This window comes from Granulicella cerasi, assembly GCF_025685575.1.
Classification (GTDB): domain Bacteria; phylum Acidobacteriota; class Terriglobia; order Terriglobales; family Acidobacteriaceae; genus Granulicella; species Granulicella cerasi.
This window is the reverse complement of sequence record NZ_JAGSYD010000002.1, coordinates 702,103-725,547: the sequence shown is the minus strand read 5'-3', so window position 1 is coordinate 725,547 and position 23,445 is coordinate 702,103. Positions and strand designations below refer to the sequence as shown.

Annotated in this window: 20 protein-coding genes; 6 read left to right on the top strand and 14 right to left on the bottom strand. The window is 62.5% G+C overall.

Features of this window, described 5'->3' with window-relative positions; translation table 11 throughout:
- Window position 1: 1 nt before the first annotated feature.
- Entirely contained in the window at window positions 2–2,683 is a 2,682-nt protein-coding gene (gene alaS, locus OHL11_RS08580) for an alanine--tRNA ligase (RefSeq protein WP_263371071.1), read from the top strand.
- A gap of 218 nt (window positions 2,684–2,901) precedes the next feature.
- Complete coding sequence (locus tag OHL11_RS08575; protein WP_263371070.1) at window positions 2,902–5,070, top strand: N-acetylmuramoyl-L-alanine amidase; 2,169 nt, start codon at window positions 2,902–2,904, stop codon at window positions 5,068–5,070.
- Between the two features lie 39 nt (window positions 5,071–5,109).
- Here OHL11_RS08575 and OHL11_RS08570 read toward each other — a convergent pair whose 3' ends face one another.
- Window positions 5,110–6,093, bottom strand: coding sequence for a GNAT family N-acetyltransferase (locus OHL11_RS08570; RefSeq protein WP_263371069.1), 984 nt, complete (start codon window positions 6,091–6,093; stop codon window positions 5,110–5,112).
- A gap of 167 nt (window positions 6,094–6,260) precedes the next feature.
- Here OHL11_RS08570 and OHL11_RS08565 point away from each other — a divergent pair, with 167 nt between their 5' ends.
- Together OHL11_RS08565 and OHL11_RS08560 are read left to right on the top strand one after the other, a co-directional pair.
- Window positions 6,261–6,992: a response regulator transcription factor gene (locus OHL11_RS08565; RefSeq protein WP_263371068.1), complete on the top strand. Its 732-nt coding sequence runs from the start codon at window positions 6,261–6,263 to the stop codon at window positions 6,990–6,992.
- On the top strand, window positions 6,989–8,347 hold the full coding sequence (locus tag OHL11_RS08560) for a sensor histidine kinase (RefSeq protein ID WP_263371067.1): 1,359 nt from the start codon (window positions 6,989–6,991) through the stop codon (window positions 8,345–8,347). The genes OHL11_RS08565 and OHL11_RS08560 overlap by 4 nt, the downstream gene beginning before the upstream one ends.
- 4 nt (window positions 8,348–8,351) lie before the next feature.
- Here OHL11_RS08560 and OHL11_RS08555 read toward each other — a convergent pair whose 3' ends face one another.
- The 5 genes from OHL11_RS08555 to OHL11_RS08535 all read right to left on the bottom strand — a co-directional run bounded on the left by OHL11_RS08555 (window position 8,352) and on the right by OHL11_RS08535 (window position 13,387).
- Window positions 8,352–10,205 (bottom strand): ArnT family glycosyltransferase, encoded by a 1,854-nt coding sequence (locus OHL11_RS08555; protein WP_317890638.1) that lies wholly within the window; start codon window positions 10,203–10,205, stop codon window positions 8,352–8,354.
- Window positions 10,206–10,356: 151 nt separating this feature from the next.
- Complete coding sequence (locus OHL11_RS08550; protein ID WP_317890637.1) at window positions 10,357–11,346, bottom strand: DHH family phosphoesterase; 990 nt, start codon at window positions 11,344–11,346, stop codon at window positions 10,357–10,359.
- Window positions 11,346–11,771, bottom strand: coding sequence for a 30S ribosome-binding factor RbfA (gene rbfA / locus OHL11_RS08545; RefSeq protein ID WP_263371066.1), 426 nt, complete (start codon window positions 11,769–11,771; stop codon window positions 11,346–11,348). The genes OHL11_RS08550 and rbfA overlap by 1 nt, the downstream gene beginning before the upstream one ends.
- A 75-nt stretch (window positions 11,772–11,846) precedes the next feature.
- Entirely contained in the window at window positions 11,847–12,161 is a 315-nt protein-coding gene (locus OHL11_RS08540) for a DUF503 domain-containing protein (RefSeq protein ID WP_263371065.1), read from the bottom strand.
- Between the two features lie 2 nt (window positions 12,162–12,163).
- Window positions 12,164–13,387, bottom strand: a complete 1,224-nt coding sequence (locus tag OHL11_RS08535; RefSeq protein ID WP_263371064.1) for an FAD-dependent oxidoreductase — start codon at window positions 13,385–13,387, stop codon at window positions 12,164–12,166.
- Window positions 13,388–13,522: 135 nt separating this feature from the next.
- Between OHL11_RS08535 and OHL11_RS08530 the strand changes: the two genes are divergently transcribed.
- A complete protein-coding gene (locus OHL11_RS08530) occupies window positions 13,523–14,692 on the top strand; it encodes an ATP-grasp domain-containing protein (protein ID WP_263371063.1) in 1,170 nt (389 codons plus the stop codon).
- Here OHL11_RS08530 and OHL11_RS08525 read toward each other — a convergent pair whose 3' ends face one another.
- The 6 genes from OHL11_RS08525 to OHL11_RS08500 form a co-directional block, all read right to left on the bottom strand.
- Complete coding sequence (locus OHL11_RS08525; protein WP_263371062.1) at window positions 14,693–15,688, bottom strand: NAD(P)H-dependent glycerol-3-phosphate dehydrogenase; 996 nt, start codon at window positions 15,686–15,688, stop codon at window positions 14,693–14,695.
- Between the two features lie 33 nt (window positions 15,689–15,721).
- Window positions 15,722–16,336: a glycerol-3-phosphate 1-O-acyltransferase PlsY gene (gene plsY, locus OHL11_RS08520; RefSeq protein ID WP_263371061.1), complete on the bottom strand. Its 615-nt coding sequence runs from the start codon at window positions 16,334–16,336 to the stop codon at window positions 15,722–15,724.
- A 75-nt stretch (window positions 16,337–16,411) separates the two neighbouring features.
- Window positions 16,412–17,665: a competence/damage-inducible protein A gene (locus OHL11_RS08515; RefSeq protein ID WP_263371060.1), complete on the bottom strand. Its 1,254-nt coding sequence runs from the start codon at window positions 17,663–17,665 to the stop codon at window positions 16,412–16,414.
- Window positions 17,666–17,708: 43 nt separating this feature from the next.
- Entirely contained in the window at window positions 17,709–18,524 is an 816-nt protein-coding gene (locus OHL11_RS08510; protein ID WP_263371059.1) for a hypothetical protein, read from the bottom strand.
- A complete protein-coding gene (locus OHL11_RS08505; protein ID WP_263371058.1) occupies window positions 18,524–19,606 on the bottom strand; it encodes an SMP-30/gluconolactonase/LRE family protein in 1,083 nt (360 codons plus the stop codon). The genes OHL11_RS08510 and OHL11_RS08505 overlap by 1 nt, the downstream gene beginning before the upstream one ends.
- Window positions 19,607–19,619: 13 nt before the next feature.
- Window positions 19,620–20,117 carry a phosphatidylglycerophosphatase A family protein gene (locus OHL11_RS08500; RefSeq protein ID WP_263371057.1) on the bottom strand — a complete coding sequence of 166 codons (498 nt, stop codon included), beginning with the start codon at window positions 20,115–20,117 and terminating at the stop codon, window positions 19,620–19,622.
- An 81-nt stretch (window positions 20,118–20,198) separates the two neighbouring features.
- Between OHL11_RS08500 and OHL11_RS08495 the strand changes: the two genes are divergently transcribed.
- Complete coding sequence (locus OHL11_RS08495) at window positions 20,199–22,292, top strand: M3 family metallopeptidase (RefSeq protein WP_263371056.1); 2,094 nt, start codon at window positions 20,199–20,201, stop codon at window positions 22,290–22,292.
- A 48-nt stretch (window positions 22,293–22,340) separates the two neighbouring features.
- Here OHL11_RS08495 and OHL11_RS08490 read toward each other — a convergent pair whose 3' ends face one another.
- Both OHL11_RS08490 and OHL11_RS08485 read right to left on the bottom strand, forming a co-directional pair.
- Complete coding sequence (locus OHL11_RS08490; RefSeq protein WP_263371055.1) at window positions 22,341–22,565, bottom strand: DNA gyrase inhibitor YacG; 225 nt, start codon at window positions 22,563–22,565, stop codon at window positions 22,341–22,343.
- 15 nt (window positions 22,566–22,580) lie between these two features.
- The gene (locus OHL11_RS08485) at window positions 22,581–23,357 is read right to left on the bottom strand and encodes an SDR family NAD(P)-dependent oxidoreductase (protein WP_263371054.1); all 777 of its coding nucleotides are present in this window, start codon (window positions 23,355–23,357) and stop codon (window positions 22,581–22,583) included.
- Between the last annotated feature and the right edge of the window lie 88 nt (window positions 23,358–23,445).

Genomic DNA, 23,445 nt, shown 5'->3' with positions numbered 1-23,445 from the left:
TATGCGTAACTTGTCCGGCAATCAGATTCGTGAAGATTTTCTGCGGTTTTTTGAAGGGAAGGGGCACCGTCGTGTGCACTCTTCGTCGCTGGTTCCGGCCAATGATCCGACCCTGCTGTTTACCAATGCGGGTATGAACCAGTTCAAGGACGTGTTCCTTGGCGCGGAGAAGCGTGAGTATACGCGCGCAACCACGTCGCAGAAGTGTGTGCGTGCCGGTGGCAAGCATAACGATCTGGAGAACGTCGGCTTCACGCGTCGTCATCACACGTTCTTTGAGATGCTTGGCAACTTCAGCTTTGGCGACTACTTCAAGAAGGACGCCATCGCGTATGCGTGGGAGTTGCTGACCTCGCCGGATTGGTTTGGGATTCCGAAGGACAAGCTTTACGTCACCGTCTTCGAAGGCAACGACAGTGTGCCGCGCGATGACGAAGCCGAGGCGATGTGGATCGAAACGGGCGTGCCTGCTGACCGCATCTTCGGCATGCCAGCGAAGGACAACTTCTGGCAGATGGGCGATACGGGGCCGTGCGGTCCTTGCTCGGAGATCTTCTACGATCTCGGCGTGGAGGCTGCAGAGGAAGCAGGTACGGACAAGCCGTTTCCGCAGGACGATCAGCGCTATGTCGAGGTGTGGAACCTGGTCTTCATGCAGTTCGATCGCTCGAGCGATGGCACGTTGACGCCGCTGCCCAAGCAGTCGGTGGATACGGGCATGGGGCTCGAACGCATCTCGGCTGTATTGCAGGGCAAGCTGTCGAATTACGAGAGCGATCTGTTCACACCGCTGATTACTGCAGCGCAAAGGCTGACGGGCTTCCAGTCGGAGCTGTCGTTGGATCAGCTTGCAATCAGCGATACGAAGGGTGCGCCTTCGCTGCGGATCATTGCAGACCACGCACGTTGCGCGACCTTCCTCATCAGCGATGGTGTGTTGCCTTCGAATGAAGGTCGTGGGTATGTGTTGCGCAAGATTCTTCGTCGCGGCATTCGTCATGGACGATTGCTGGGGCAGGAGAAGCCGTTCATGCACGAGATGGTTCTCGCTGTGCGTGACGAGATGAAGACGGCTTATCCGGAGTTGGTGGAGTCCGCTGAGCGCGTGGCGAAGGTGGTGCTGGCGGAAGAGCAACAGTTTGCGCGCACGCTGGAGCTCGGTCTGCGCAATATGACCGAAGATGTGTTGCGAAATGGGGCGAAGGCGTTCTCGCTGTATGAGACGTTTGGTATGCCGCTGGACTTTATGGTCGATGCTGCGCGTGACGCGCGCATTGAGTTCGATGTCGAGGGGTTTGAGCGCGCGAAGTTGGAAGAGCAGCAGCGTGCGCGTGCTTCGTGGAAGGGCGGATCGCAGAAGACGGCGGCGCCGGTGTATCGCGAGCTCGCGCAGACGGTGTTCGAAGGCTATGGCGCGACGCGTGTCGATGGCGCGAAGGTGATTGCGCTGGTGAAGGATGGCGTGGGCACCAACGAGTTGAAGGCCGGCGAGCGCGGCGAGGTTGTGCTGGATGCGACGAGCTTCTATGCGGACTCGGGCGGACAGGTGGGCGATGTGGGTTGGCTCTATGCGGCTGATCATCAGACTGCTGTGGCTGAGGTGAGCGGCTGCAAGAAGCCGGTGCAGGGTGTGTTCGCGCATCAGGTGGTAGCCAAGCACACGATCGCTGTAGGCGACACGGTGGACACCGTGGTGAACGCTGGGGTGCGCAATGCGACGATGCGTAATCACACGGGCACGCACCTGCTTCATGCAGCGTTGCGACAGGTGTTGGGCACGCATGTGAAGCAGGCGGGATCGTTGAATGATCCGGGTCGTCTGCGCTTTGACTTCTCGCACTTTACGGGTGTGGCTGAGGAAGAGCTGCAGGAGATTGAGGACATCGTCAACGCGCAGATTCTGGCGAACACGCCGGTGCAGACGATGGTCGATGTGCCGATTGATGTGGCTGTGCATGAGTTGGGCGCGATGGCGCTGTTTGGCGAGAAGTATGGCGAGCGCGTGCGCGTGGTGAAGATTGGCGACTTCTCGACGGAGCTTTGCGGTGGCACGCACATTGCGGCGACGGGTGAGATTGGCCTGCTGAAGCTGGTGGGTGAATCGAGTGTGTCGAGCGGCGTGCGTCGCGTGGAAGCGGTGACGGGCGCGGGTTCGCTGGAGCTTTTCCGTCGCGATGCCGAGGTGTCTAAGGTAGCGTCGCAGGTGGCAGGTGAGGCGAGTGCTTCGGCGCTGGTGGCGCGACTGACTTCGCAGGATGAGGAGCTGAAGAAGCTGCGTCGTGAGTTGGAGCAGATGCGCATGAAGTCGGCTTCGGCAGCGACGGCGGATGCGGCTTCCAATGCCGTTGAAGTGAAGGGCGTGAAGGTGCTCGCGCAGCGCGTCGATGCGTTGGATAAGTCGCAGATGCGCAACCTTGTCGATGAGCTTCGCGGCAAGCTGGGCTCGGGCGTCGTAGTGCTTGGCGCGGCGACGGATGAGGGCAAGGTTTCGCTGATTGCTGGCGTGACGAAGGACCTCACCGGCAAGGTGCAGGCGGGCAAGGTCGTTGGTGCGCTGGCGGCGAAGGTCGGCGGCAAGGGCGGTGGACGTCCTGATCTGGCTGAGGCTGGTGGCTCGGATGTGGCGGCGCTGGATGCGACGTTGCAGGCTGCGGCTGAGGTAGTTGGGGAATTGTTGGGGTAGTGGTGAGATCCTGCGAACCCAGGTCTCAGAAGCGAGACCTGGGGCACCCGGTTTGTGGTGAGTGGAAGGGGCGGCTGCGCGTGATGCGTAGCCGCTTTCGTTTTGGGCGTTGATCAGCACGCGAGGTTTTGGTGGTGTCAATGCGTGGGTATCCGGTGGGGTACGTGGCGCGATTCACAGCGCGAGCGGCGGCGTGCGAAACCTAGACTGGAAGGGATATGGTCGGGCTTCGCCATCGTCGCTTCGTAGGTGCGCTGCTGTGTGCGTGCGCGTTGTGTGTCCGTGCGCAGAGTGGAGCGTGGGACGCGGCGTTGCAGGCGCGGCAGAGCTTTGAGGCGCAGCCGCATCACTCGAAGGCGGAGTATCGCCGCGTGATGGACAACTTCCGCGCGATCTACCATGCGAACCCGGCGGATGTTCATTCTTCGCGCGCGGTGCAGCAGGTGGCGGAGTTGCTCGCCGAGCAGGGCCGCGAGTTGCAGGACGGCAAGAGCCTGAACGACGCGATGGGGCAGTATGAGTTTCTGCGACAGCAGTATCCGCGGTCGTTGGCTGCACGTGAGACGGCGACGGTGACGCTGGATCAGTTGAAGGACGGCAGTGCGCCGAAGTTTGCAGCGGGTAGCGATAGCGCGGATGCAGCGAGTGCCGACGGCCCTGCGGCGGGGGATGATCATTATCATCGACCGGTGCATGCGGAGGCTGCTTCTGCGGCTACGATGCCTGCTGAAAGCCTCGACGCTAAGAGTGCGAAGGCTACGCCACGGGAGCCGCAGTCGGAGCCGGTTGCGGAGGCTGCGCCGAGTGATAGCAAGAAGCCGATGGCATTGGTGTCGGGGATACGGCATTGGTCCACGCCGAGCTATACGCGTGTGGTGATCGACCTTGGCGATGAAGTGACGTACGAAGCGGCGCGTGTGGAGCATCCGGACCGCATCTACTTCGACTTGCATCATGCGAAGCTGGCGCATGAGCTGGTGGGCAAGAGCTTCAACGTCGTCGATGATGGCTTCCTGACAAAGATGCGCGCGGCGCAGTTTTCGAATGATGTGACGCGTGTTGTGCTCGATGTGCATGAGGTCAGCGAGTACTCGGCGTTCTTGCTGCCGAATCCGTATCGCTTGATCATCGACATTCATGGCAAGGGCGAAAGCGCTCCTGCGGGTGATGCCGTGGTGCCCACGGAGAAACCGGAAGCGAGCCTTGCAAAGCCTGTACCGCGGGAGCCGGTGGTTGAAGCTCCGCGAGCAAAGAGTACGGAGACCTCAAGCCTGCCGCCGATGGCTGTGACAGATGGTGGCGATAGCTTCGGGCTGCCTTCGCGCACGGCTCCGGCGACGACGAGCAAAGTCGCCGCGCCGCGTGTGGTGATTCCGCAGAAGGCCACGGCCGCAAGGCCTGTGCCGAATGCGGTGGTATCGAGCGTGAGTTCGACGACGCCGGATGTGGCTGCGGTAAGTTCGCAGCCAGGACGCGTGAATGCGACGCATAAGCCGACCTCTGCCCCGATCTCATCGAAGACGGCAAGGGATGTCGCGGATGTGGCGCCCTCACCCAAGCCGTCGAAGCATGTCGCGGGTGAGCCTGCGCAGGTCGCTCCGCCCACAGCTGCGGGCGAGACGTCATTGATGCGGGCGCTGGGTTTGAAGATTGGACGCATCGTCATCGATGCGGGGCATGGCGGGCATGACTCGGGCACGCTCGGTGCGGATGGCATTCAGGAGAAGGACGTCGTGCTCGATGTAGCGCTGCGTCTGGGGAAGCTTTGCCACGAGCGTCTCGGTGCGGAGATTGTGTACACGCGTGCGGATGACACGTTCATTCCGCTCGAGACGCGTACGGCGATTGCGAACAAAGCGCAGGCCGACCTGTTCATCTCCGTTCATGCGAACTCGTCGAGTGATCCGACGGCGCGTGGTGTTGAGGTGTATTACCTGAACTTCACGAGCGATCCGGATGCGATGCGCGTGGCAGGTAGAGAGAATGCGGTGTCGACGCAGAGCGTGCATGAGCTGAGCGATCTGGTGAAGAAGATCGCGCTGAAGGACAAGATCGAAGAGAGTCGCGAACTGGCGAGTGATGTGGATGATTCGTTGTATGCGGGGCTTGAGCGCAACAACGGTGCGCTGAAGAATCGCGGAGTGAAGAAGGCTCCGTTCGTGGTGCTGATCGGTGCGAATATGCCATCGATTCTGGCGGAGATTTCGTTTGTGACGAACCCGCGCGATGCGGCGCAGCTGCGTACGCCGGAGTATCGTCAGCGTGTGGCGGAGAGCTTGTTCGGTGGTGTGCGTCGTTATGCTGAGGGCATCAACGGGGCTTCATCGAAGCGGAAGATGGCAACGCAGCGAGCGGCTGTGGGGCATAGCAGCAACGATGACAACTAGCCAGCCGACGGGGTTTTATCCGGCGTGTCAGCGGGTGGTCTAGCGCTTGTTCCAGACGATAGCTTCGAAGCGTTGCAGCAGGCTGAAGCCGAGTGAGTTGTAGAGCTTCAGCGCCTGCGCGTTGTCTTCTGTGACGGTAAGCGACACATGGCGCAGGCCTCGCTGCCAAAGTTGTTGCGCGCAGATGGTGAGCATCATGCGGCCAAGGCCGAGGCCTCGCAGCGAAGGCGCGATGCACAGTTGCGTGATGTGTGCAGTGTCCTGATGAACGCGCGAGCAGAGCAGCAGGGCCTGCGGCTTTCCGGAGTTTTGGTCGACGAGGACGAGTGAATGCTCGGCGTCAAAGTCTCCACAGCCCGGGAAGCGGATGATGTTGTGCAGGAAGCGCTCTGCTCCGGCGACGGTGCGGTACTGGTCGTTGATGAGCGCATCGCCGTGGTCTTGATAGGACCGCTGAATGAGGGCCGCCGCGCCGTGCATGTGCTCGGGGCGCCAACGCTCGAGGCGCAGGCCGGATCCGGGAACGAGCGGCATAGCTGGCTGCTGGAGTTGCGGTGCGCTGAGCGGCGCCATGAGGAACTGACGCGGGAAGCTTTGGAAGCCGTAGCGGTCCAGTGTTGGAGCGAAAGACCCCGGCGGGTACATAAGCAGCTGCGATTCGATGCGATCGATGCCGGGTGAAGCCATCAGCATTTCGAGCAGATGGTCCAGCAGCCTGTTGACGAGGGGGCTCGGGCGACCTTCTGCTTCGTCGAAGGCGTAGATATCGCCGAGCACTGCTTTGTTCGCCTCGTAGACGCAGAAGCCATAGCCGACGACGCTGCGTGTAGCGCGGTCGTAAGCCGCGTATCCGGGCAATACGCGGGTGTTCAGGTACTCGAGCAAGAGGGTGGCGGCGGAGTCATATTGCCAGTGCAGTCGGGCCTGCCAGCGCTCGGCCTCGTCGCGCAGCAGCGGGGCAAGCTGTGCGCCGGAAAAGTGGCGCAGATCGAGGACGTCGACAGATGGCTCGGCGAGGGACATGCTTGTTTGGCAGTATCGCAGAGAGTGTCGCGCGAGAGTGAATACTACGCTGGTTCCGCGCCGTGCAGCGGTTGAAGGTTTGCCCGGCAAAGACACATGCACTTCCTTACATTCGGCGCTTGGAGCGGGTTGCCGGTTGGTGTGACACTGAAGCGAAGGAAATGTCCATGGAGCAGAAGTTGACGCAGGACGCGGAAGCAGGCAAGGCCCGGCCTCGCGTGCTGCTGGTGGATGACGACAGGGAGCTCTGTGCGGGGCTCGAGCGCCTGCTGCGCATGGATGGCTTCGAGGTAACGCCGGTTTACGACGCGAAGGATGGATATGCGCGCGCGACCGACGGGACGTTCGATCTGGTGGTGCTGGACGTGATGCTTCCGGGCGGCGACGGCCGTGTGTTGTTGCGGCGCATCCGCGTGGAGTCCGAGGTGCCGGTGATCATGCTGACCGCGCGCGGCGATGAGAAGGACCGCATCTCCGGCCTGGAAGCGGGCGCGGATGATTATCTGCCGAAGCCTTTTCACGTTCGAGAGCTGGTGGCGCGCATGCGCTCCGTGTTGAAGCGCCGAGGGCCCGTGGCGGCGGCTCCTTCTTCGATGGAGATGGGCGACCTCGTGATTGATGTGGCGTCACGCCGAGTGCAGCAGCAAGGCCGTGAGGTCGCGCTGACGGGAACCGAATACGAAATCCTGTTGCTGCTGATCCGCTCGTATGGGCGTGTGGTTTCGCGTGATGAGATCGCGGAGGTGTGCCTCGGTAGACCGGTGGGAGCCTTTGACCGCAGCGTCGATAACCACGTGAGCAATCTGCGGAAGAAGCTGGGCGCGATGTACGAAGGCAAAGAGCGCATTCAAAGCCTTCGCGGCGCAGGCTATGCGTACACCGGCGGAGAGGCCGCGTGAGGATCTTTCGCTCGCTGTATGTGAAGATTTTTGGCTGGTTCTGGCTGACCTTCGCAGCGAGCGCGGTGTTGGTGGTCGCGGTGACACTGCTCACAGGCTCGCGCCCGATTGGCACGCGCTGGACGCGGATGACGCAGGACCTCTACGCGCATACCGCGATTGATTTCTACACGAGCGGTGGCGAGGCTTCGCTTGACCGCTACCTGGACATCATCGATAAATCTTCCACGATGAATGCGGCGTTGCTCGATGCGCAAGGGCGTAGCGTATCGTCGCGCCCGGTGCCGCCGAACATTGGAGTGGTTCTCGAAGCGAGTCGCAGGACGGGTGAGTCCAGGCAGCGCCTCGGGCGCGTGTGGGTGACCTCAACGCCGCTGATCTCGAATGGGCAGCGGTACTATTTCGTGATCGAGATTCATCCGAAGTTGGGTGGCTTCCTCGATGGCACGTTTGCGCGGCCGATCGGTGTGCGTCTGCTGCTCGCTGCGTTGATTGCGGCGTTGCTCTGCGTGTTGTTGACGCGGCATATTGTGGCTCCGATGCGTGCGCTGCAGGCGGGTGCGCTGCGACTGGCGAGCGGAGACCTCAGCACGCGCGTGCTGCCTGCGGTGTCGCCGCGCGAAGATGAGATTGCAGACACAGCGAAGGCGTTCGACCAGATGGCCGAGCGCATGCAGGTGCTGATTGAGCGCCGACAGGAAATGCTCGCGGACATCTCGCATGAGCTGCGTTCGCCACTCACGCGCATCTCGGTTTCGCTGGAGTTGATGAGGCGCGGCGAGATGGATGTCCTCGATCGCATGGAGACCGACGTCGAGCGCATGAACGCGATGATCGGGCAGATCCTGTTGCTGACGCGGCTGGACATGCAGCCTTCTTCAATGGCGCGGGAGAGGATCGAGCTGCGGTCGATGCTCGAAAGCCTCGCTCAGGATGCTTCCTTTGAGGCGCAGTCCGAGGACAAGCACGTTCGTGTCGAAATGTCGGACGCGATCGTGCTGCCGGGAGACGCGAACCTTCTACGCAGTGCGCTGGAGAATGTTGTCCGCAACGCTGTGCACTATACCGCGCCGCGAACAGCGGTGGTGGTTCGTGCGGCGCGCCGCAATGTGCAGGGCCGCGTGATGTGCGAGGTCGTCGTGGAGGATTGTGGACCGGGTGTACCCGATGACGTGCTGCGCAAGCTCTTCGATCCGTTCTTCCGCGTCTCGGAAGCGCGCGAGCACGACGTCAAGGGCTCTGGCCTGGGGTTGTCGATCACGCGACGCATCGTCGACCTGCATGGAGGCATGGTGTATGCAGAGAAGTGCGCTGGCGGTGGGTTGTGTGTAGTGCTTCAGTTGCCGCTGGAGTAGCAGACTACTTCTTCGCGTAGACCTTATAGACCGCGAGGCCTTGCGTGTCGTAGAGGAAGAGCTGCTGGTACACGCGATCGGGGACGATCACCGGTAGCTGCTCAGCCTCGCGCGTGGGGATCACCAGGATGTGTGTGGTGTCCGGTACGCCATCGGTGCGGTAGTGCTCGATGATCTGGTTGCGGTAGAACGCCAGGCCGTAATCTAGGTCGCGGCGGACGTCATGCACGGCAACGGTCTGCACCTCGGGCGCTGCCTGCGCGATGGCCTCTGCAAGCGGGCGTGCGGAGTAGTTCAGGTCGAGCAGACGACCGTTCAAGCCCAACAGGAAGAAGAGCAGCAGCGCGAGCGGGATGAGCGTGACCGTACGGATGCGCGCGGTTCCCCAGCGACGCACCACGAGCACGATCAAGGCCCCGGTAGCGAGCGCGCCGATGATCGCTACGGCCATCGGGCCCCTCTGCGGCACAATGCGCTGGTACACCATGTACTGCGGGCAAAGCAGCAGCACGAAGGTAAGGATCGCGGTGAGCGTAGCGTGCGTGTAGAGCAACCAGGTGGAGATGCCGATGCGGCGGATGCGGTAGAGGTAATCTCCGGTCAGGATGGCGAGCGGCGGGATCGACGGCAGAATATAGCCGGGCAGCTTCGAGCCGGAGAACGAGAAGAAGAAGATGGGGAAGAGCGTCCACAGAACGAGGAACTCGGGGAACGCATCGCCTGCGCGAACGTGTCCTACGTAGCGAGCCGGCTTGTGGCGCACCTTCCACTCGGCGACGGAAGTGGCAATGCCGTTGGCGAGCGCGCGGAAGGAGAGCGCGGTCCACGGCATCAGGCCGAGGATGAGCACGATGACGTAGTAGTACCAGGGCTGGTGGTGCTGGTACAGGTTTGTCGTATAGCGCTCGAGGTTGTGCTGCAGGAAGAATTCGCGGAAGAAGCCCGGGTTGCGGCGTTGTACCGCGATGTACCAGGGCAGCACCATCGCAAAGTAAAGCAGGATGCCGGGCAGCCAGATGGTGCGACGCAGCGCCGACCATTCTTTGCGCAGGCCGAGGAAGCAGCAGATGATCGCCAGCGCCATGAAGGGCGCCACCGGGCCTTTGGCGAGCGTGGCGAAGGCGCCGAAGAAGTAGAGATCGAAGAGCCAGAATTTCTTGCCCGTCTCATACCAGGCGTACCAGCCGAGCATTCCTATACAGAATGGCGCGGCGAGTTGCATGTCAGTGGAGGCACCGCGCGCGAAGCCGACGATGGCCGCAGCCGAAACCATGATGAGCGCGGCGTCGAGATGTCCGCCGGGACGGAACCGTCGCAGATGAAGGAACGCGAGGATGATGAGCGCTGCTGCACCACTGGCGGAGGGCAGTCGTGCCGACCAGTCGCTGACGCCAAACTCCTTGAAGAAGCCCATCGCGCGCCAGTAGTAGAGCGCGGGTTTTTCGAGCCACGGCTTGCCGTAGAGGATCGGCGTGATGGTGCCACCGACGATGCAGACATAGCTGGCGTGTAGTTTTTGGGGACGCAGCGAGTTCGGAATCATTCGTGCGTGGACTACGTGGCAGTCCTCGGAGTGCGCTTCGAGCATCTCGCGCGCGATTTGCGCGTAGCGAGGCTCGTCAGCGCCGACGAGGCCGATCTGCGCTCCGCCGACCCACGGCACGAGGCCAAAGAGCAGGAAGTAGCCTCCGACGAAGAGCAGGATGACGAACTCGACGAGAGTGCGACCGGGACCGGTGCGCAGGCCGCGCCGCAGCATCGCGGGGCGGAGCAGAGCGCGGACGGTGCGACCTACCGAATGGCGATCGCCTTGTTCGCGAGGAGGCGTGGCGGCGGCGGTTTGGGGATAGAAACTCAAGAGAGCAATCGTCTAAGTGCCGCGCGGGGCGGCGTAAACCAGCTTAAGGCTATCAAAAGCCGAGGGAGAACGTTTGCGGGGAGCCTTGGAAGAGTCCTGTACAGAGAAAGCGCCGCCGAGGGTGGTCGGCGGCGCTGAATGGGATGCCGAGCTAGGCCGTGGGACGGAGCGCGTCGTCGCAGGCACGCTGCAGGCGCGTGGTGAGGCGTTCGATCGCGACGTCGAGCGGGCCGTCGATGGAGCCGCCCGATGCGTTGCGGTGTCCGCCACCGGCAAACTCCTGGGCGACGCGGGAAACGTCAACAGCTCGGCGGCTGCGGAGGCTGATGCGGAACTCCTGCCCGCCCGGCTGCTCGCGAAGGAACGCCGCGGCGCAGATGCCGGCCATGCCGATGAGGTAGTTGACGATGCCTTCGCAGTCTTCCACGGTGGCTTCGAGCTCGACGAGGTCCTGCTCGGTGACCCAGCTCCAGGCGACTTCGCCACGAATCTCCATACGGGTCAGGGCCCTGGCCAACAGGCGCATCTTGCTGCGTGGAGTCGAGAAGAAGACAGCCTGCGTGACCGCGTAGGAGTCGGCGCCCGCGTAGAGCAGCTTCGCGGCGATCGCAAAGGTGTCCGCCGTCGTGGTGGAGTAAAGGAACGAGCCGGTGTCCGTGACGAGCGCTGTGTAAACGCAGGTGGCCATGGCCGGAGTGATGGGCTGGCCGGAGACCTGTGCCATGTCGAACACCATCGCACCGACGGCCGGAGCTTCCGAGTCGATCCAGTTGTAGGTCGCATACTCGCGCCCCGACAAGTGGTGATCAATGTTGATCGTGCAGTCGGCGGGCAGGGCGGTGTAGCCCGAACGCGCAATGCAATCGCACTCCATCAGGATGGCACATTCGACGTTCTCAGCCGGAAGGTCGTGCCGGATGCGTTCTACGCCGGGAATGGCTGCATAGATGTCAGGGACAGGGTCTGCAAAGCAGACGGCAACGTCTTTGCCCATGCCGTCGAGCAGATGCATCAGAGCGAGCGAAGAGCCGATGGCATCGCCATCGGGGCGGGCATGCGAGGTGATCAGGAAGCTCTGGCGCTTGCCGATTTCGGCCAGCAGCTTTTCCATTGATTGCATGTTCGCGGGGCTGGTGAACATTACTTGTCGTCCGCCTCTCGTGTTTCAGATGCAGGACTGGAAGAAGTACGACGTTCGTCGCGTGCGCGTCTTTTATTGATGCGTCCGAAAATCTCGTCCATGCGCGCAGTGAGTTTTTCGGATCGGTCGATCGCAAAGGTGATTTCGGGAACATGGCGAACGGCCATGCGATCGCGAATTTCGGTACGGATGTACGCGCGAGCGGCCATCAGGCCTTCGAGCGTGGAGGCTTCTTCTTTCTCGCCGCCGACGACCGCAATGAGGACGCGACAGCTCTTTCCGCCGGGGGCGAGGATCACCTCGGTCACGTGGCAAGGCGCGATGCGGGGGTCAGTAAGCTCACCCTCCAGCATGGCGGTGATCTCTTCGGCGAAAGTGGACGCGACGCGGTCGCGGTGATGCTGGCGTGCTCTATGTTCAGGCATATTTCAAACTTCGACTAGTCAGGATACCACTGTCGTGACCAGCCTGTAACGCAACAATGGCTGATTCGATTCAGCTTACAACTCGTCGGTTGCCAACGGGAGATCGAACTCGACGAAGGTATCGATTACCTCACAGCCCAGCCCGACGGAGAGACGCCGCGCGGCGTCCTCCACCTCTTGCATCTGTCCGGCCAGGTAGCGTGCCGACGACGAAACGGCACAGATGCCGACGGTCGCTCGGTTCCACAGCGGCGTCTCGTCCAGCTCGGCGACGGAGACGTTGAAGCCGTGACGCAGCTTGTCTTTGAGCGAGCGCACGACCTGGCGGCGGTCCTTGAGGGAGTGTGCGTGTTCGATGGAGAGTTCGAGCGTGAGCAGGGCGACGGGCATGGCTAGGTTTGACGCTGAAGGTGCGCGGTGAGGTGACGCGCGGCGAAGTCGGCCCCGGCTGCGAACTTGAAGAGCGGGCTGAAGCTGTCTGCGGCCGCCGGGCCGATGACGTAGAGAGCAGCAATGCTGGTCTGGAATCGGCGATCAAGGCGTGGACTGCCGTTGGCGTGTGTGCGAATGCGGCTGCGAAGCTCCGGTGCGAGGAAGCGGAGGCGTGCAAGGTCCTGGCGGAAGCCGGTGCCGGCGATGAGGTGGTCGACGAGGAGCGTTTGCTGCGCGCCATCAACAAGGTTGCGCAGTGTGAGCGCGAGTCGGTGATCGTCTGTCGCGGACGCGGTGAGGATCTCGGTCTGGCGCAGGATCGGGAAGCGGTCGAAGACGAGCCCGTGGAGAGCAACGCCGCCCGCCGGGCCGAGGTGTTTGTAGTTCACCGCGTGCCGCAGCGGAGCGGGCAGTGCGTGGAAGAGCAGCGGCAGGCGCGACGAGGCCCACGAACGCCACGAGGGGCCGAGCGGCGATCCAGGGTGCCGCAGGCGCGCGCGCCAGGAGCGCGGGGAGCCATCGGACGGCCCGTGCACAAAGATGTTGCGCTTACGCGTGATGAGCGTGACGTGCGCGCCTGCCTGATGCAGCAGCGCGGCGGCGTTCAGCGAACTGGCTCCGCGACCCAGCACGGCGACGCGCTGGCCGGTAAAGCGGTCGAAGCGCTGATGCTCGGCGGTGTGGCTGACGTACTGCGGAGCGAGGGCTGCGAAGGCGGTGGGGAGGTGATGGTTCACGCTGAGGCCGGTGGCGAGAACGACGGCAGAGGCTGTGAACCGCTCGCCGTCTTCGAGGGTAAGCGCGAAGCTGCCGTCGGGATTGGTGTCGAGCGCGGTGACGTTCTGCGGCTCCAGCGTGGGAACGATTCGGCGCGCGAACTCCTCGCCATAGGCGATGAAGGTCGCGAGCGGGATCGCCATCGCGGTGGGATGGTACGGAAGCCCGCGTTCAGTGCAGAAATCTTCGAGAGTGAAGCTACGGGCGCGGCCAGCGTAGAGATTGGAGGCGAAGCCGTCGGATTTCAGGTGCATGTCGACGGGCATCTGCGTTTTCCACGTCTGCATGGGGCGGCCGAAGATGCGGAAGGGAACACGCGCCTCCGCCAGATGCGCGGCGAGCGAGAGACCGAAAGGGCCCGCGCCGACGATGACCACGGGCTGGCGGGTTGAGATGGGGTGGCGCATAGGCTCAGGTAGCACGCGGCAACGTGGGAACGCGGCACTTCCGATACTATCGTTTGCATTGACCCCACAGCAGACGGAGAGTAGCCAAAGGCTCGGCCGTGTGCGGCGGAGGCTGGGCCAAAGGATGAGCTGGTGATGGGAAACAAGCCGCGTACGTTGCTGGTGGCGAGTCGAGAGTGGGTTTCGACCGCTCGGCTGGCGCTGGCGCTCACGGCGCTTGGTTGCGAGGTCGGGCTGGTCGCTCCGGCGCGTCATCCGGCAGTGCTCGCGGGGCTGGCGCTGCGCGTATTTCGTTATCACGAGCTCATCGCCGAGAGGTGCCTGGCGGATGCGATCCGCAGCTTCGCTCCAGATGCTCTGCTGGCTTGCGACGAACATGCTCTGGCGGCTGCTTTGGCGCTGGCCGGTCGCGATGAAACCGTCTCAGCGTTAATGCGGCGATCGTTTGGCGGCGAGGATGCCGTGCTCGCCGCGTCGTCGCGACTGGCGATGGCGCAGGCCGCCGAGGCTGCACATGTGAGTGTTCCGCGAACGGTGGCAGTGAAGAACGCCGCGAGCGTGGAGCACGCGGCGGAGGAGCTCGGCTTGCCGCTGGTGTTGAAGGCGGATGAGAGTTTCGGCGGCCAGGGCGTGCGCATCGTGAAGACGCTCGAGCAGGCGCGCACAGCGTGGCGACGACTCCACGGCACGCCGACGGTTTTGCGCGCGGTGAAGCGTGGATTCGTCAACCGGGAGTGGAACCTGATGCGCGCGCGGCGGGCGGGCATGGGCCGCGAGGTGTGTGCGCAGCAATATGTCGGCGAGCCGACGGGGGAATTGACTGCGGCGGCGGTTGCGGCGAACGGCGCGCTCGTAGCGTGCACGATCTTTGCCGTCGAGCACGTGCAGAACTCGTTGGCGGCGTCGAGCGTAGTGCGCGTAGTCGAAAACGCTGAGGCGGTTGCGATGCTGCGCGCAATGGTCGAGCGGCTGCATCTCTCAGGCTTCGTCGGCGGCGATTTTCTGCCCGACGCGCAGGGACGTCTGCAGATGTTGGAGATGAACTTCCGCGCGACGCAGTTGGTACATCTGCCGTTGGGCGCGGGGCATGATCTGTGCGCTGCGTATGTGCGCGAGGTTCTGGGGCTTGCCGTGGAGGACCGCCCGGCGGCGACGATGTTGGATCGCATCGCGGTCTTCCCGCAAGAGATGCTGCGCGATGCTTCCTCAGAGGCGCTGCAAAGCGAGCGGGCTTTCCACGATGTCCCCTGGGAAAGCCCTGCGTTGCTGCATGTGTTGTCGAAGCGTTACAAGCTACGGCTGTAGTTACTCGAGACGGCCGGGGCGAGACATCAGTTCGCGAATCGCATCGCGCGGGCTCTTGTCCTGATGCAGAATCAGCGCCATCTGCTCGGTGATCGGCATCTCCACGCCATAGCGTGCAGCGAGGCCGAGCGCAGCGGTGGTGGAGCGCACGCCCTCAGCGACCTTGCCGTTGAGGGATTCGAGGATCTCGGGGAGCTTGCGGCCCTTACCAAGTTCAACGCCAACGGTGCGGTTACGCGAGAGGCCGCCGGTGCAGGTGAGGACGAGGTCGCCGATGCCGGAGAGGCCGCTCAGCGTCTCACGGCGTCCGCCGCAAGCGATGGCGAGGCGGGTCACTTCGACCATGCCACGCGTGATGAGTGCAGCTGCGGCATTGTTACCTAGCTCAAGCCCCGTGACGACGCCGGCGGCGAGTGCGATCACATTCTTCAATGCTCCGCCGAGTTCGGTGCCAGCCACATCTTCATTGCGATAGACGCGCAGCGAGGAGGACGAGAAGTCATCCTGCAGGCGCTTGCCGATCTGCTCGTCATCCGCAGCGATGGTGATCGCCGTGGGCATGGCGCTGGCGACTTCCTGCGCGAAGGAGGGGCCGCCGAGTGTGCCGTGCGGGTTTTCCGGCGCATAATTCGCCATGATCTGCGACATGCGCAGGAAGGTCTTTTCCTCGATGCCCTTGGAGGCCGAGAGCAGCACCTGGTCCTTCGTGAGCGACGGTGCGATCTGCTCCATCACCGAACGCAAAGCCTGCGACGGCGTGACACAGAGGACGACTGACGTGCCGTGGATGGCGTCCTGCAGCTTTGAGGTGATGCGCACGTCTGCCGGAACGATGAATCCGGGGAGGTAGCGCTTGTTTTCGCCGGTCTCGGCGAGCTCTTCGGCGTGCGCGGGAGAATGGGCCCAAAGTGTGAGCTCATGTCCGCCGCGGCGAGCGAGCGAGAGCGTGAGAGCGGTGCCCCAGCTTCCGGCTCCGAGGATAGCGATACGACTCATGCGGTGCGACTCCGTGCGTGCGGGTAGCCGAGGCTACCGGAGGAACTGGCTCTCGGTGCCAGCGCGAAGACGCGCCAGGTTCGAGCTGTGCTTGTAGACAACGAGGGCTGCGATCGCGACGCTGCAGAGCACGAAGAAAAGCGTGCGGTGCGGCGTCAGCAGCCAGGCGAAGATGGGCAGCGCGACAGCCGCTGCGACCGAGCCCACGGAGACGTACTTCGAGAGCACGAGTGCGACGATGAAGACCGCTACTGCAGCGAGCGCAGCAGGCCATGACAACGCGATGAAGACACCCAGCGCCGTAGCGACGCCTTTGCCCCCGCGGAAGTTCAGCCAGATGGGGAACATGTGGCCGACGACAGCGCAGAGTGCCGCGAGTGCAGCGAGATCCATCGCAGGGTTGGGCGAGCCGAGGTGAAAGAGCTTTACCCAGGTGTGCGTGAGCACGACAGCGAGCCAACCCTTCAGCGCATCGAGCAATAACGTGGCGATGCCGAGAGGTTTATTGGAACGCGCCACGTTCGTAGCGCCGATGTTGCCCGAGCCCGACTGGCGAATGTCCTCGTTCTGGAATGAACGCACGAGAATGTAGCCGAACGGAATGGAACCGAGCAGGTAGGAGACAACGATGGTAAGAATCCAGGCCATGGTTTGCGTGTTTGAGTGTACAGGATGATCCTTGCAGCCGCGCTGCACGATTGGATGCCGACGAGTGGGCGGCGGTTACTGCAAGGAGAGACGCAACATTTCAAGCGCGTGTTGCGTCGTCCAGTAGCGGATGCGATCGCGGTCGCCGCGAATGTTGAGCTCTTTCACCTGCGTGTCCTCGCCGTCAGCCAGCGCTACGTAGACCAGGCCCACGGGCTTGCCTTCGTCGGCGCCGTCGAGCGTGGAGGGACCTGCAATGCCGGTGATGCCAATGCCGATCTTGCTGCCCGTGACTTCGCGGATGCCCTCGGCGAGCGCGCGGGCAACGGGTTCGGAGACGGTGCCGTGCTCTGCAATAAGGTCAGCAGGAACATGCGCGAGCGTCGTTTTCTGCTGCGCGTTGTAAACCACAGCTCCGCCAGCGAAGGTGCGCGATGCGTTGGGAACGGCCGTGATGCGCTGCGCAAGCAGGCCGCCGGTGCAGCTTTCTGCCACCGAGAGTGTCATGTCGCGCAGGCCAAGCATGAGTTGCACAATCTCTTCGAGCGATTCGCCGTGCGAGGAGTAGATGCTGTCGCCCATCTCGTGCTCGATGAGTTCGGTCAGCGCATTGACGCGCTGCTCGGCCTCTTCCTGCGTAGGCTTCGTGCAGACGAAGTTCAGCGTAATCTCCGCATTGCCCGCGAGGATCGTCGTTTCGATGTCGGTGAAGCGCTGATAGATTGGCGCACATCGCGCATCGACCTGCGACTCGGGCAGCAGGGCCATGCGCAGCGTGCGGCGCGCGAGATGTCGCTGCGGCAGCGAAGCGGCCAGGCGCGGCAGGCACTCGTTGTCGAAGAGCGGCATCAGCTCTTTCGGCGGGCCGGGGAGCAGGATGAGGATCTTGCGATGGCCGTCGACAGTGGTGTCGAGCCACTGGCCGGGCGCGGAGCCATTCTTGTTGTCGAGCACAACGGCGCCGTCGAGCACTTCGGTCTGTCGCTCGTTGTTGGCTGACATGGTCATACGGCGCTCGGCGAAACGACGCGTGAGTGCGACCATGAGTTCGGGCTCGCGGTAGAGTTCGACGCCAAGCGCTTCGGCAGAGCACTCACGTGTGAGGTCGTCTTCCGTCGGGCCAAGGCCGCCGGAGAGCACCACGACGTCCACCCGCTTGAGCGCGATGCGGATGGCGTCGGTAAGGTGTTGGCGATTGTCGCCGACGATGCCTTTGAAGGCGAGGGAGACGCCGAGGCCGTTGAGGCCGCGCGTGATGTAAAGCGAGTTCGTGTCCTGGCGGTCCGGGGTCAGCATCTCGCTGCCTACCGCGATAATCTCGGCAATCATGCTGCTTTGGATGCTACGCCGATTTCAGCGGTGCTGCATTGTTTTATCGCTGCTGGCGTTTGCCGTTGACGAAGCGGAAAGAGATGTTTGTCTCGGCCGAGAGCAGGGAGCTTTCAAGCGCGCCGCGTGGCGGATTTTTGATCTTGTCGAGGTCGAGCTCATACTGGCGCATCGCGATGCCGATGAGCCCCTTTACACGTACGGCCATCTCTGCAAGCAGGTCACGGCCTTCTAACGCTGCAGTGATGCATGCGCGTTGCAACTCGGCCATCTCGGATCGGTCGAGGTCAACGCATTCCTTCTCGGATTGCGTGATGGCGAGGTGGAGTTCGCTGATCTGTGCGGCGAGGAACTCAAGTTCAGCTTCGATCGCCTGCTCGCTGTTCAGCAGCAGCACTGCGTCGAAGCCCCGCAACATGCGTTCAAGCGCGAGCCGATCGCCACGCCGCGCGGCGTCGTTGGCTTGCGCCATCAGGCGTGTGCGGCGCTGCTCGTCCTCGGCATCGGCGGCGAAGTCAGGATGCAGGCGCTTGGCGACTTCGCGAAAGAGCGCGCGCACGGTCTGTGCAATGTGTGCTCGCTGTTCGGCCAGCGGCACATCAGCGATGTCGGAGAAGTCTGGCGTATCGCCAGGGCGAGCGTGCAGTTCGTTGCGTTTGCGCTGCCACTCGTCGAGCTCTTTGTAAAGCAGGCCGACCTGTCGCAGATAACGGCCTTCAAAGCTGAGGAGTTGTCCGCGCAGATCGCCGAGCGCAAGCTCGCGCTCGGCGAAGATGCGTTGCAGCGTAGCGAGCTTGCGGCGTCGTACAAAGACCTCGCGCTCTGCCGGCGTGGGCTCGCGATAGAGTGCGTACCGCATCAGGCCCCAGTGCCGACCAGCGGTCTTCCTTCGATGCCGAGGTCGAGATAGAAGAGCGTGTTGTTGGTGGCGAGTGCGACGGTGCCGTCTTCGATAAAGCAGAGGCCGACGAGGTCGTTGCCCGAGATGAAGAGCTCTGCCTGCTTCGACGGCGTGATGCGCACGATACCGCGCGTGCCGTGCAGTGCGGCGGCCACGTAGAGGTTGCCATCAACATCAAGCGCCATGCCTTGCGGACGGCCGAGCCCGGAGAAGAAGGTGCTTGTCGAGCCATCGGGAGCGATAGCGAAGATGCTCTGGTTCGAGGTCGTCGTAGGCGCGGTGACGAGCAGTGTGCCATCGTCGCGGAAGCAAAGGTGATACGCGGCAACGGAGGGTTCGAGCGTGGCGAAGACGAAGATCTCGCCGGTCGAATTGATCTTGAAGATGGTGCCCGAGCGGTCGCCGACGAAGAGATTCCCTTCGCGATCAAACGCGAGACCTGTGGCCACGCCCATGCCCTCGGCGAAGGTGCTGATCGCGCCTTCAGGCGTGATGCGGTAGACCGTTCCCTCTGCGCGCGACGACGCGAAGAGGTCGCCACTGGGGCCAAGCGCAAGAGCGGAGATGTTCAGCAGATCCCGTACAAAGGGGCGAATCTGCAGATCGCGATCGATGCGATAGATGCTGACGGGAACACGCTCGCCACGCGGTCCGGAGACCATCGCGTAGAGGTTGCCGTCGCGATCGACGCAAGGGTTCGAGATCAGGTGCAGGTTCTCGGCCATCGGCACACCGATGTTGGCGAAGAGTGCGTTCGACGCGGCTCCGTGGTTGGATGCATCGCGCGACGTGCGCAGCGTGAAGTCGGAGGAGATGGCACCTTCGGGAACGCGTGCGAGTAGGCGCGAAGGGCGGACCATATCGAGCGATGCCGCGAGCTGCCCGAAAAATGCGAGCGGCATCTGTGGGCCATCGTTGGTTTGGAGCACAAGGTGCTCACCACGCACTTCGAAGAAGCCGCCGGGGATGGCCGCTTGCGGCGAAAGGGAGTCGAGGCGCGGCAGCGGCGTCGATGTGCGGATGGAGGACAGGAGGCTCATCGTGTACTCAAGGCTATCGCAGAGCGGGCACGAAGTGTGTAAGCAACTGCGCCGCGATGAAGGCGAACGCGCCCGCGACGACGTCGTCGAGCATGATGCCGGTGCCCTCAGGCAGATCTTCAAAGCGACGAATCGGCCACGGCTTCCAGATGTCGAAGAGACGGAAGAGCGCCAGCGCGAGTAGCGCATGTGGCCATGTGGGTGTGAGCGCGACGAGTGCGAAGAGTTGGCCTGCAACCTCGTCGATGACGACGAAGCCGGGATCTTCGCGGCCCGCTTCGCGTGCGGTGATCGTCGATGCGGGGATACCAATGAGCGTCGCTGTCGTCATCGCTGCGAAGGTTGCAAGCGTGAAGAGCAGGAAAGAAGGATGCCATAGATGTGCGGCGAGCATCCACAGCAGCATAGCTGCGGCAGAGCCGTAGGTGCCGGGGCCGGGCTTCAGGTTGCCGACGCCGACAAAGGTGGCGACGGTCCAGGCCCAGGGAGTGCGTTTTTCGATCGATGCCATCACCGTTGATTGTATTGAACGCGCGCGGTGAAGCACACTAGCTGCATGAAGAGTCTACGGACGTTGGGAGTATTAGTCGCGATGAGCACGAGTGTTGTAGCGCATGGTGAGGCAAAGCCGTTTGGCCCCGCAAACCCCTTTTACGCGAAGAGTTCGCTGCCGTTTCAGGCGCCGCCGTTCGACAAGATTCACGACGACGACTTCGCTCCGGCGTTCGATGCTGGCATCGCGGAGAAGCGCAAAGAGGTCGAAGCCATTGCGAACGATCCCGCCGCGCCGACATTTGAAAACACGATGATTGCACTCGAAAAGAGCGGACGTTTGTTGTCGCGTGTGCAGGCGGTGTTCTCGGACCTCGCGGGTTCGAACACGAATCCTACGTTGCAGGCGTTGGAGCGCGAAGAGGCTCCGAAACTCGCAGCGCTCAGCGATGCAACGGTGCTGAATACGAAGCTGTTCGCGCGTGTGGAGACGCTCTACAACGAGCGAGCGAAGCTGCATCTGACTTCAGAACAGGACCGCTTGTTGACGATCACGCATGACCGCTTCGTAAAGGCCGGCGCGCGCCTGAGCGAAGCCGATAAAGCGAAGCTGAAGAAGCTGAACGAAGAGCTCTCGGTGCTATCGACGACGTTTACGAAGAAGCTGCTGGGCGGTACGAAGAACGGAGCGCTGCACGTCGAAGATGCGAAGCCATTGGCAGGCATGAGCGCATCGCAGCTTGCAGCAGCGCAGACGGCGGCGAAGGCCCGCGGCGTGAGCGGCTATGTGGTGCCGCTGCAAAACACCACGCAGCAGCCTGATCTTGCGGAGTTGACCGACCGCGCGACGCGCCAGCAAATTTTCGAGAACTCATGGCTGCGCAACGAGCGCGGCAATGACGATGACACGCGAGCGACCGTGCTTCGCATCGCAAAGCTGCGGGCGGAGAAGGCAAAGCTGCTGGGCTTCGACAACTTTGCATCGTGGACGCTGCAGGACCAGATGGCGAAGACGCCTGCGAATGCATTGAAGTTCATGAACGACCTCGTCCCCGCAACGGTCGCAAAGGCCGATGGCGAAGCGCAGGTATTGCAGGATGAAATCAACAAGCAGGGTACGGGCTTTGAGCTTGAGCCGTGGGACTGGGAGTTCTACTCGGAGCAGGTGCGCAAGGCGAAGTACGATTTCGACTCGTCGCAGGTGAAGCCTTACTTCGAGTTGAACCGCGTGATCGAGGACGGCGTCTTCTACGCCGCGCACCAGATGTACGGCCTCTCCTTCAAGGAGCGCAAGGACATCCCGGTGTATCGTCCGGAGATCCGTGTGTGGGAGGTCTTCGATGCGAACGGCAAGCCGCTGGCGTTGTTCTATGGCGACTACTTTGCGCGCGACAACAAGCGTGGTGGCGCATGGATGAGCAGCTTCGTCGGGCAGTCTAAGTTGATGGGGACGCTGCCCGTCGTGAAGAACACGCTGAACCTTCCGGCGCCTGCTTCGGGTGAGCCTGCGTTGATTGATTTCGACGGCGTACGCACGTTGTTCCATGAGTTCGGCCACGCGTTGCATGGCATGTTTGCCAACAGCGAGTATGCGTCGTTGTCTGGCACGAGCGTGCCGCGTGACTTCGTAGAGTTCCCGTCGCAGTTCAATGAGCATTGGGCGAGCGAGCCGACGGTGTTTGCGCACTACGCCAAGCATTACAAGACCGGCGAGCCGATGCCTGCGGAGTTGAAGAAGAAGATCGATGCTGCTTCGAAGTTCAACGAGGGCTACATCTTTGGCGAGCTGTTGACGGCTGCGCAACTCGATATGCAGTGGCACCTGATCGGCGCTAATGCTGACGTGAAGGATGTGGATGCGTTCGAGAAGTCAGCGCTGGAGCGCGTGAAGATGAACATGGCGAAGGTGCCGACGCGCTACCGCACCAGCTACTTCCAGCACATCTGGTCGAATGGCTATGCGGCCGGCTACTACGCGTATCTTTGGAGCGAGATGCTGGACGATGCGGCGTTCCACTGGTTCGAGCAGCATGGTGGCATGACGCGCGCGAACGGTGATCGCTTCCGTAGCATGGTGCTTTCGCGCGGCAACACGGAAGACCTGCAGACGATGTACGACCGCTGGATGGGCGGACATCCTGACGTGGAGCCGATGCTCGAAGAGCGTGGGCTCGCGCCAGAGCACATGAAGTAAGCGAGCCCGCAAAACGGCCGCGTCCCATAAGGGCGCGGCCGTTTCGCATTAGTGCTTCCAGCGGTCTTCGTTGTTGCGGGCTTCGGCAAGCAGTTGCGACTGCTCGACTTCCTCGAGAAGCTCGGGATCAAGGATCGGCGAGCTGATCTTGTAGTCGCCCGAGGCCCAGGCGCCAAGGTCAAGCAGACGGCAGCGATCGCTGCAGAACGGGAAGTTTTCGTTTTCGGCAAGCACGGTCGTCTTGCAGGTGGGACAGAAGATAGCTTTGGTCATAATGCGCGACTCCAGCTAAATCATAGTGCTTACGAGGCCGCCTTCGACACGCAATGCTGCGCCGTTGGTGGCCGATGAAAGCGGGCTGGCGACGTAGGCGACGAGGCTTGCGACCTCTTCGCTTTCAATGAGGCGCTGCAGCAGCGAGCTGTTGCGATAGACCTCGAAGAACTTTTGCTCGGCCTGTGCGTCTGTAAGGTTTTCGCCGGGGAAGAGTCCCTGCAGGAAGCCAACGATGCCTTCGGAGCGCGTAGGGCCGGGGAGAATGCTGTTCACGGTGACGCGCGTGCCCTTGGTGGCTTCAGCGAGGCCGCGCGAGACAGCGAGCTGTGCGGACTTCGTCACGCCGTAGTGGATCATGTCGGCCTGCGTCTTCACACCAGACTCCGACGAGATGAAGATGATGCGTCCGTCATTCTTGGCGAGCATCAGCGGGAAGTAGTGGCGCGACAGGCGCACGCCGCTCATCACGTTCACCTCGAAGAGCTTCAGCCAGTCGGCGTCGGTGATGTTGGCGAACTCTTTGGCTTCGTAGATGCCGAGGTTGTTGATGAGGATGTTGGTGTTTGGCACGGCGGCGATGAGGGCCTCGCACCCTTCGGCGGTGGCCACGTCGGCGACGATCGGCTGCACGTTCGGAATGCCCGCGAGCGCCGCGTCGAGCTTCTCCTTCGAGCGGCCGGGGACGGTGACGATCACGCCTTCGGCGGCGAGCGACTTGGTGATGGCGAGGCCAATGCCAGCAGAGCCGCCGGTGACAATGGCGGTGCGGCCTTTGAGTTGCAGATCCATAAGTTCTCCTTCAAGAGAGGAGATGATCGCCGCTAAATCAAAGATGCAACCTTAAGTCGCTTCAGGGCGTGATAGCAAGCTTGAGATT

What these genes read in the sequence shown, in the direction of transcription:
- alaS (WP_263371071.1), top strand. Translation starts at nt 2, where the DNA reads ATGCGTAACTTGTCCGGCAATCAGATTCGTGAAGATTTTCTGCGGTTT.
- OHL11_RS08575 (WP_263371070.1), top strand. Translation starts at nt 2,902, where the DNA reads ATGGTCGGGCTTCGCCATCGTCGCTTCGTAGGTGCGCTGCTGTGTGCG.
- OHL11_RS08570 (WP_263371069.1), bottom strand. Translation starts at nt 6,093, where the DNA reads ATGTCCCTCGCCGAGCCATCTGTCGACGTCCTCGATCTGCGCCACTTT.
- OHL11_RS08565 (WP_263371068.1), top strand. Translation starts at nt 6,261, where the DNA reads ATGGAGCAGAAGTTGACGCAGGACGCGGAAGCAGGCAAGGCCCGGCCT.
- OHL11_RS08550 (WP_317890637.1), bottom strand. Translation starts at nt 11,346, where the DNA reads ATGTTCACCAGCCCCGCGAACATGCAATCAATGGAAAAGCTGCTGGCC.
- rbfA (WP_263371066.1), bottom strand. Translation starts at nt 11,771, where the DNA reads ATGCCTGAACATAGAGCACGCCAGCATCACCGCGACCGCGTCGCGTCC.
- OHL11_RS08540 (WP_263371065.1), bottom strand. Translation starts at nt 12,161, where the DNA reads ATGCCCGTCGCCCTGCTCACGCTCGAACTCTCCATCGAACACGCACAC.
- OHL11_RS08535 (WP_263371064.1), bottom strand. Translation starts at nt 13,387, where the DNA reads ATGCGCCACCCCATCTCAACCCGCCAGCCCGTGGTCATCGTCGGCGCG.
- OHL11_RS08530 (WP_263371063.1), top strand. Translation starts at nt 13,523, where the DNA reads ATGGGAAACAAGCCGCGTACGTTGCTGGTGGCGAGTCGAGAGTGGGTT.
- OHL11_RS08525 (WP_263371062.1), bottom strand. Translation starts at nt 15,688, where the DNA reads ATGAGTCGTATCGCTATCCTCGGAGCCGGAAGCTGGGGCACCGCTCTC.
- plsY (WP_263371061.1), bottom strand. Translation starts at nt 16,336, where the DNA reads ATGGCCTGGATTCTTACCATCGTTGTCTCCTACCTGCTCGGTTCCATT.
- OHL11_RS08515 (WP_263371060.1), bottom strand. Translation starts at nt 17,665, where the DNA reads ATGATTGCCGAGATTATCGCGGTAGGCAGCGAGATGCTGACCCCGGAC.
- OHL11_RS08510 (WP_263371059.1), bottom strand. Translation starts at nt 18,524, where the DNA reads ATGCGGTACGCACTCTATCGCGAGCCCACGCCGGCAGAGCGCGAGGTC.
- OHL11_RS08505 (WP_263371058.1), bottom strand. Translation starts at nt 19,606, where the DNA reads ATGAGCCTCCTGTCCTCCATCCGCACATCGACGCCGCTGCCGCGCCTC.
- OHL11_RS08500 (WP_263371057.1), bottom strand. Translation starts at nt 20,117, where the DNA reads ATGGCATCGATCGAAAAACGCACTCCCTGGGCCTGGACCGTCGCCACC.
- OHL11_RS08495 (WP_263371056.1), top strand. Translation starts at nt 20,199, where the DNA reads ATGAGCACGAGTGTTGTAGCGCATGGTGAGGCAAAGCCGTTTGGCCCC.
- OHL11_RS08490 (WP_263371055.1), bottom strand. Translation starts at nt 22,565, where the DNA reads ATGACCAAAGCTATCTTCTGTCCCACCTGCAAGACGACCGTGCTTGCC.
- OHL11_RS08485 (WP_263371054.1), bottom strand. Translation starts at nt 23,357, where the DNA reads ATGGATCTGCAACTCAAAGGCCGCACCGCCATTGTCACCGGCGGCTCT.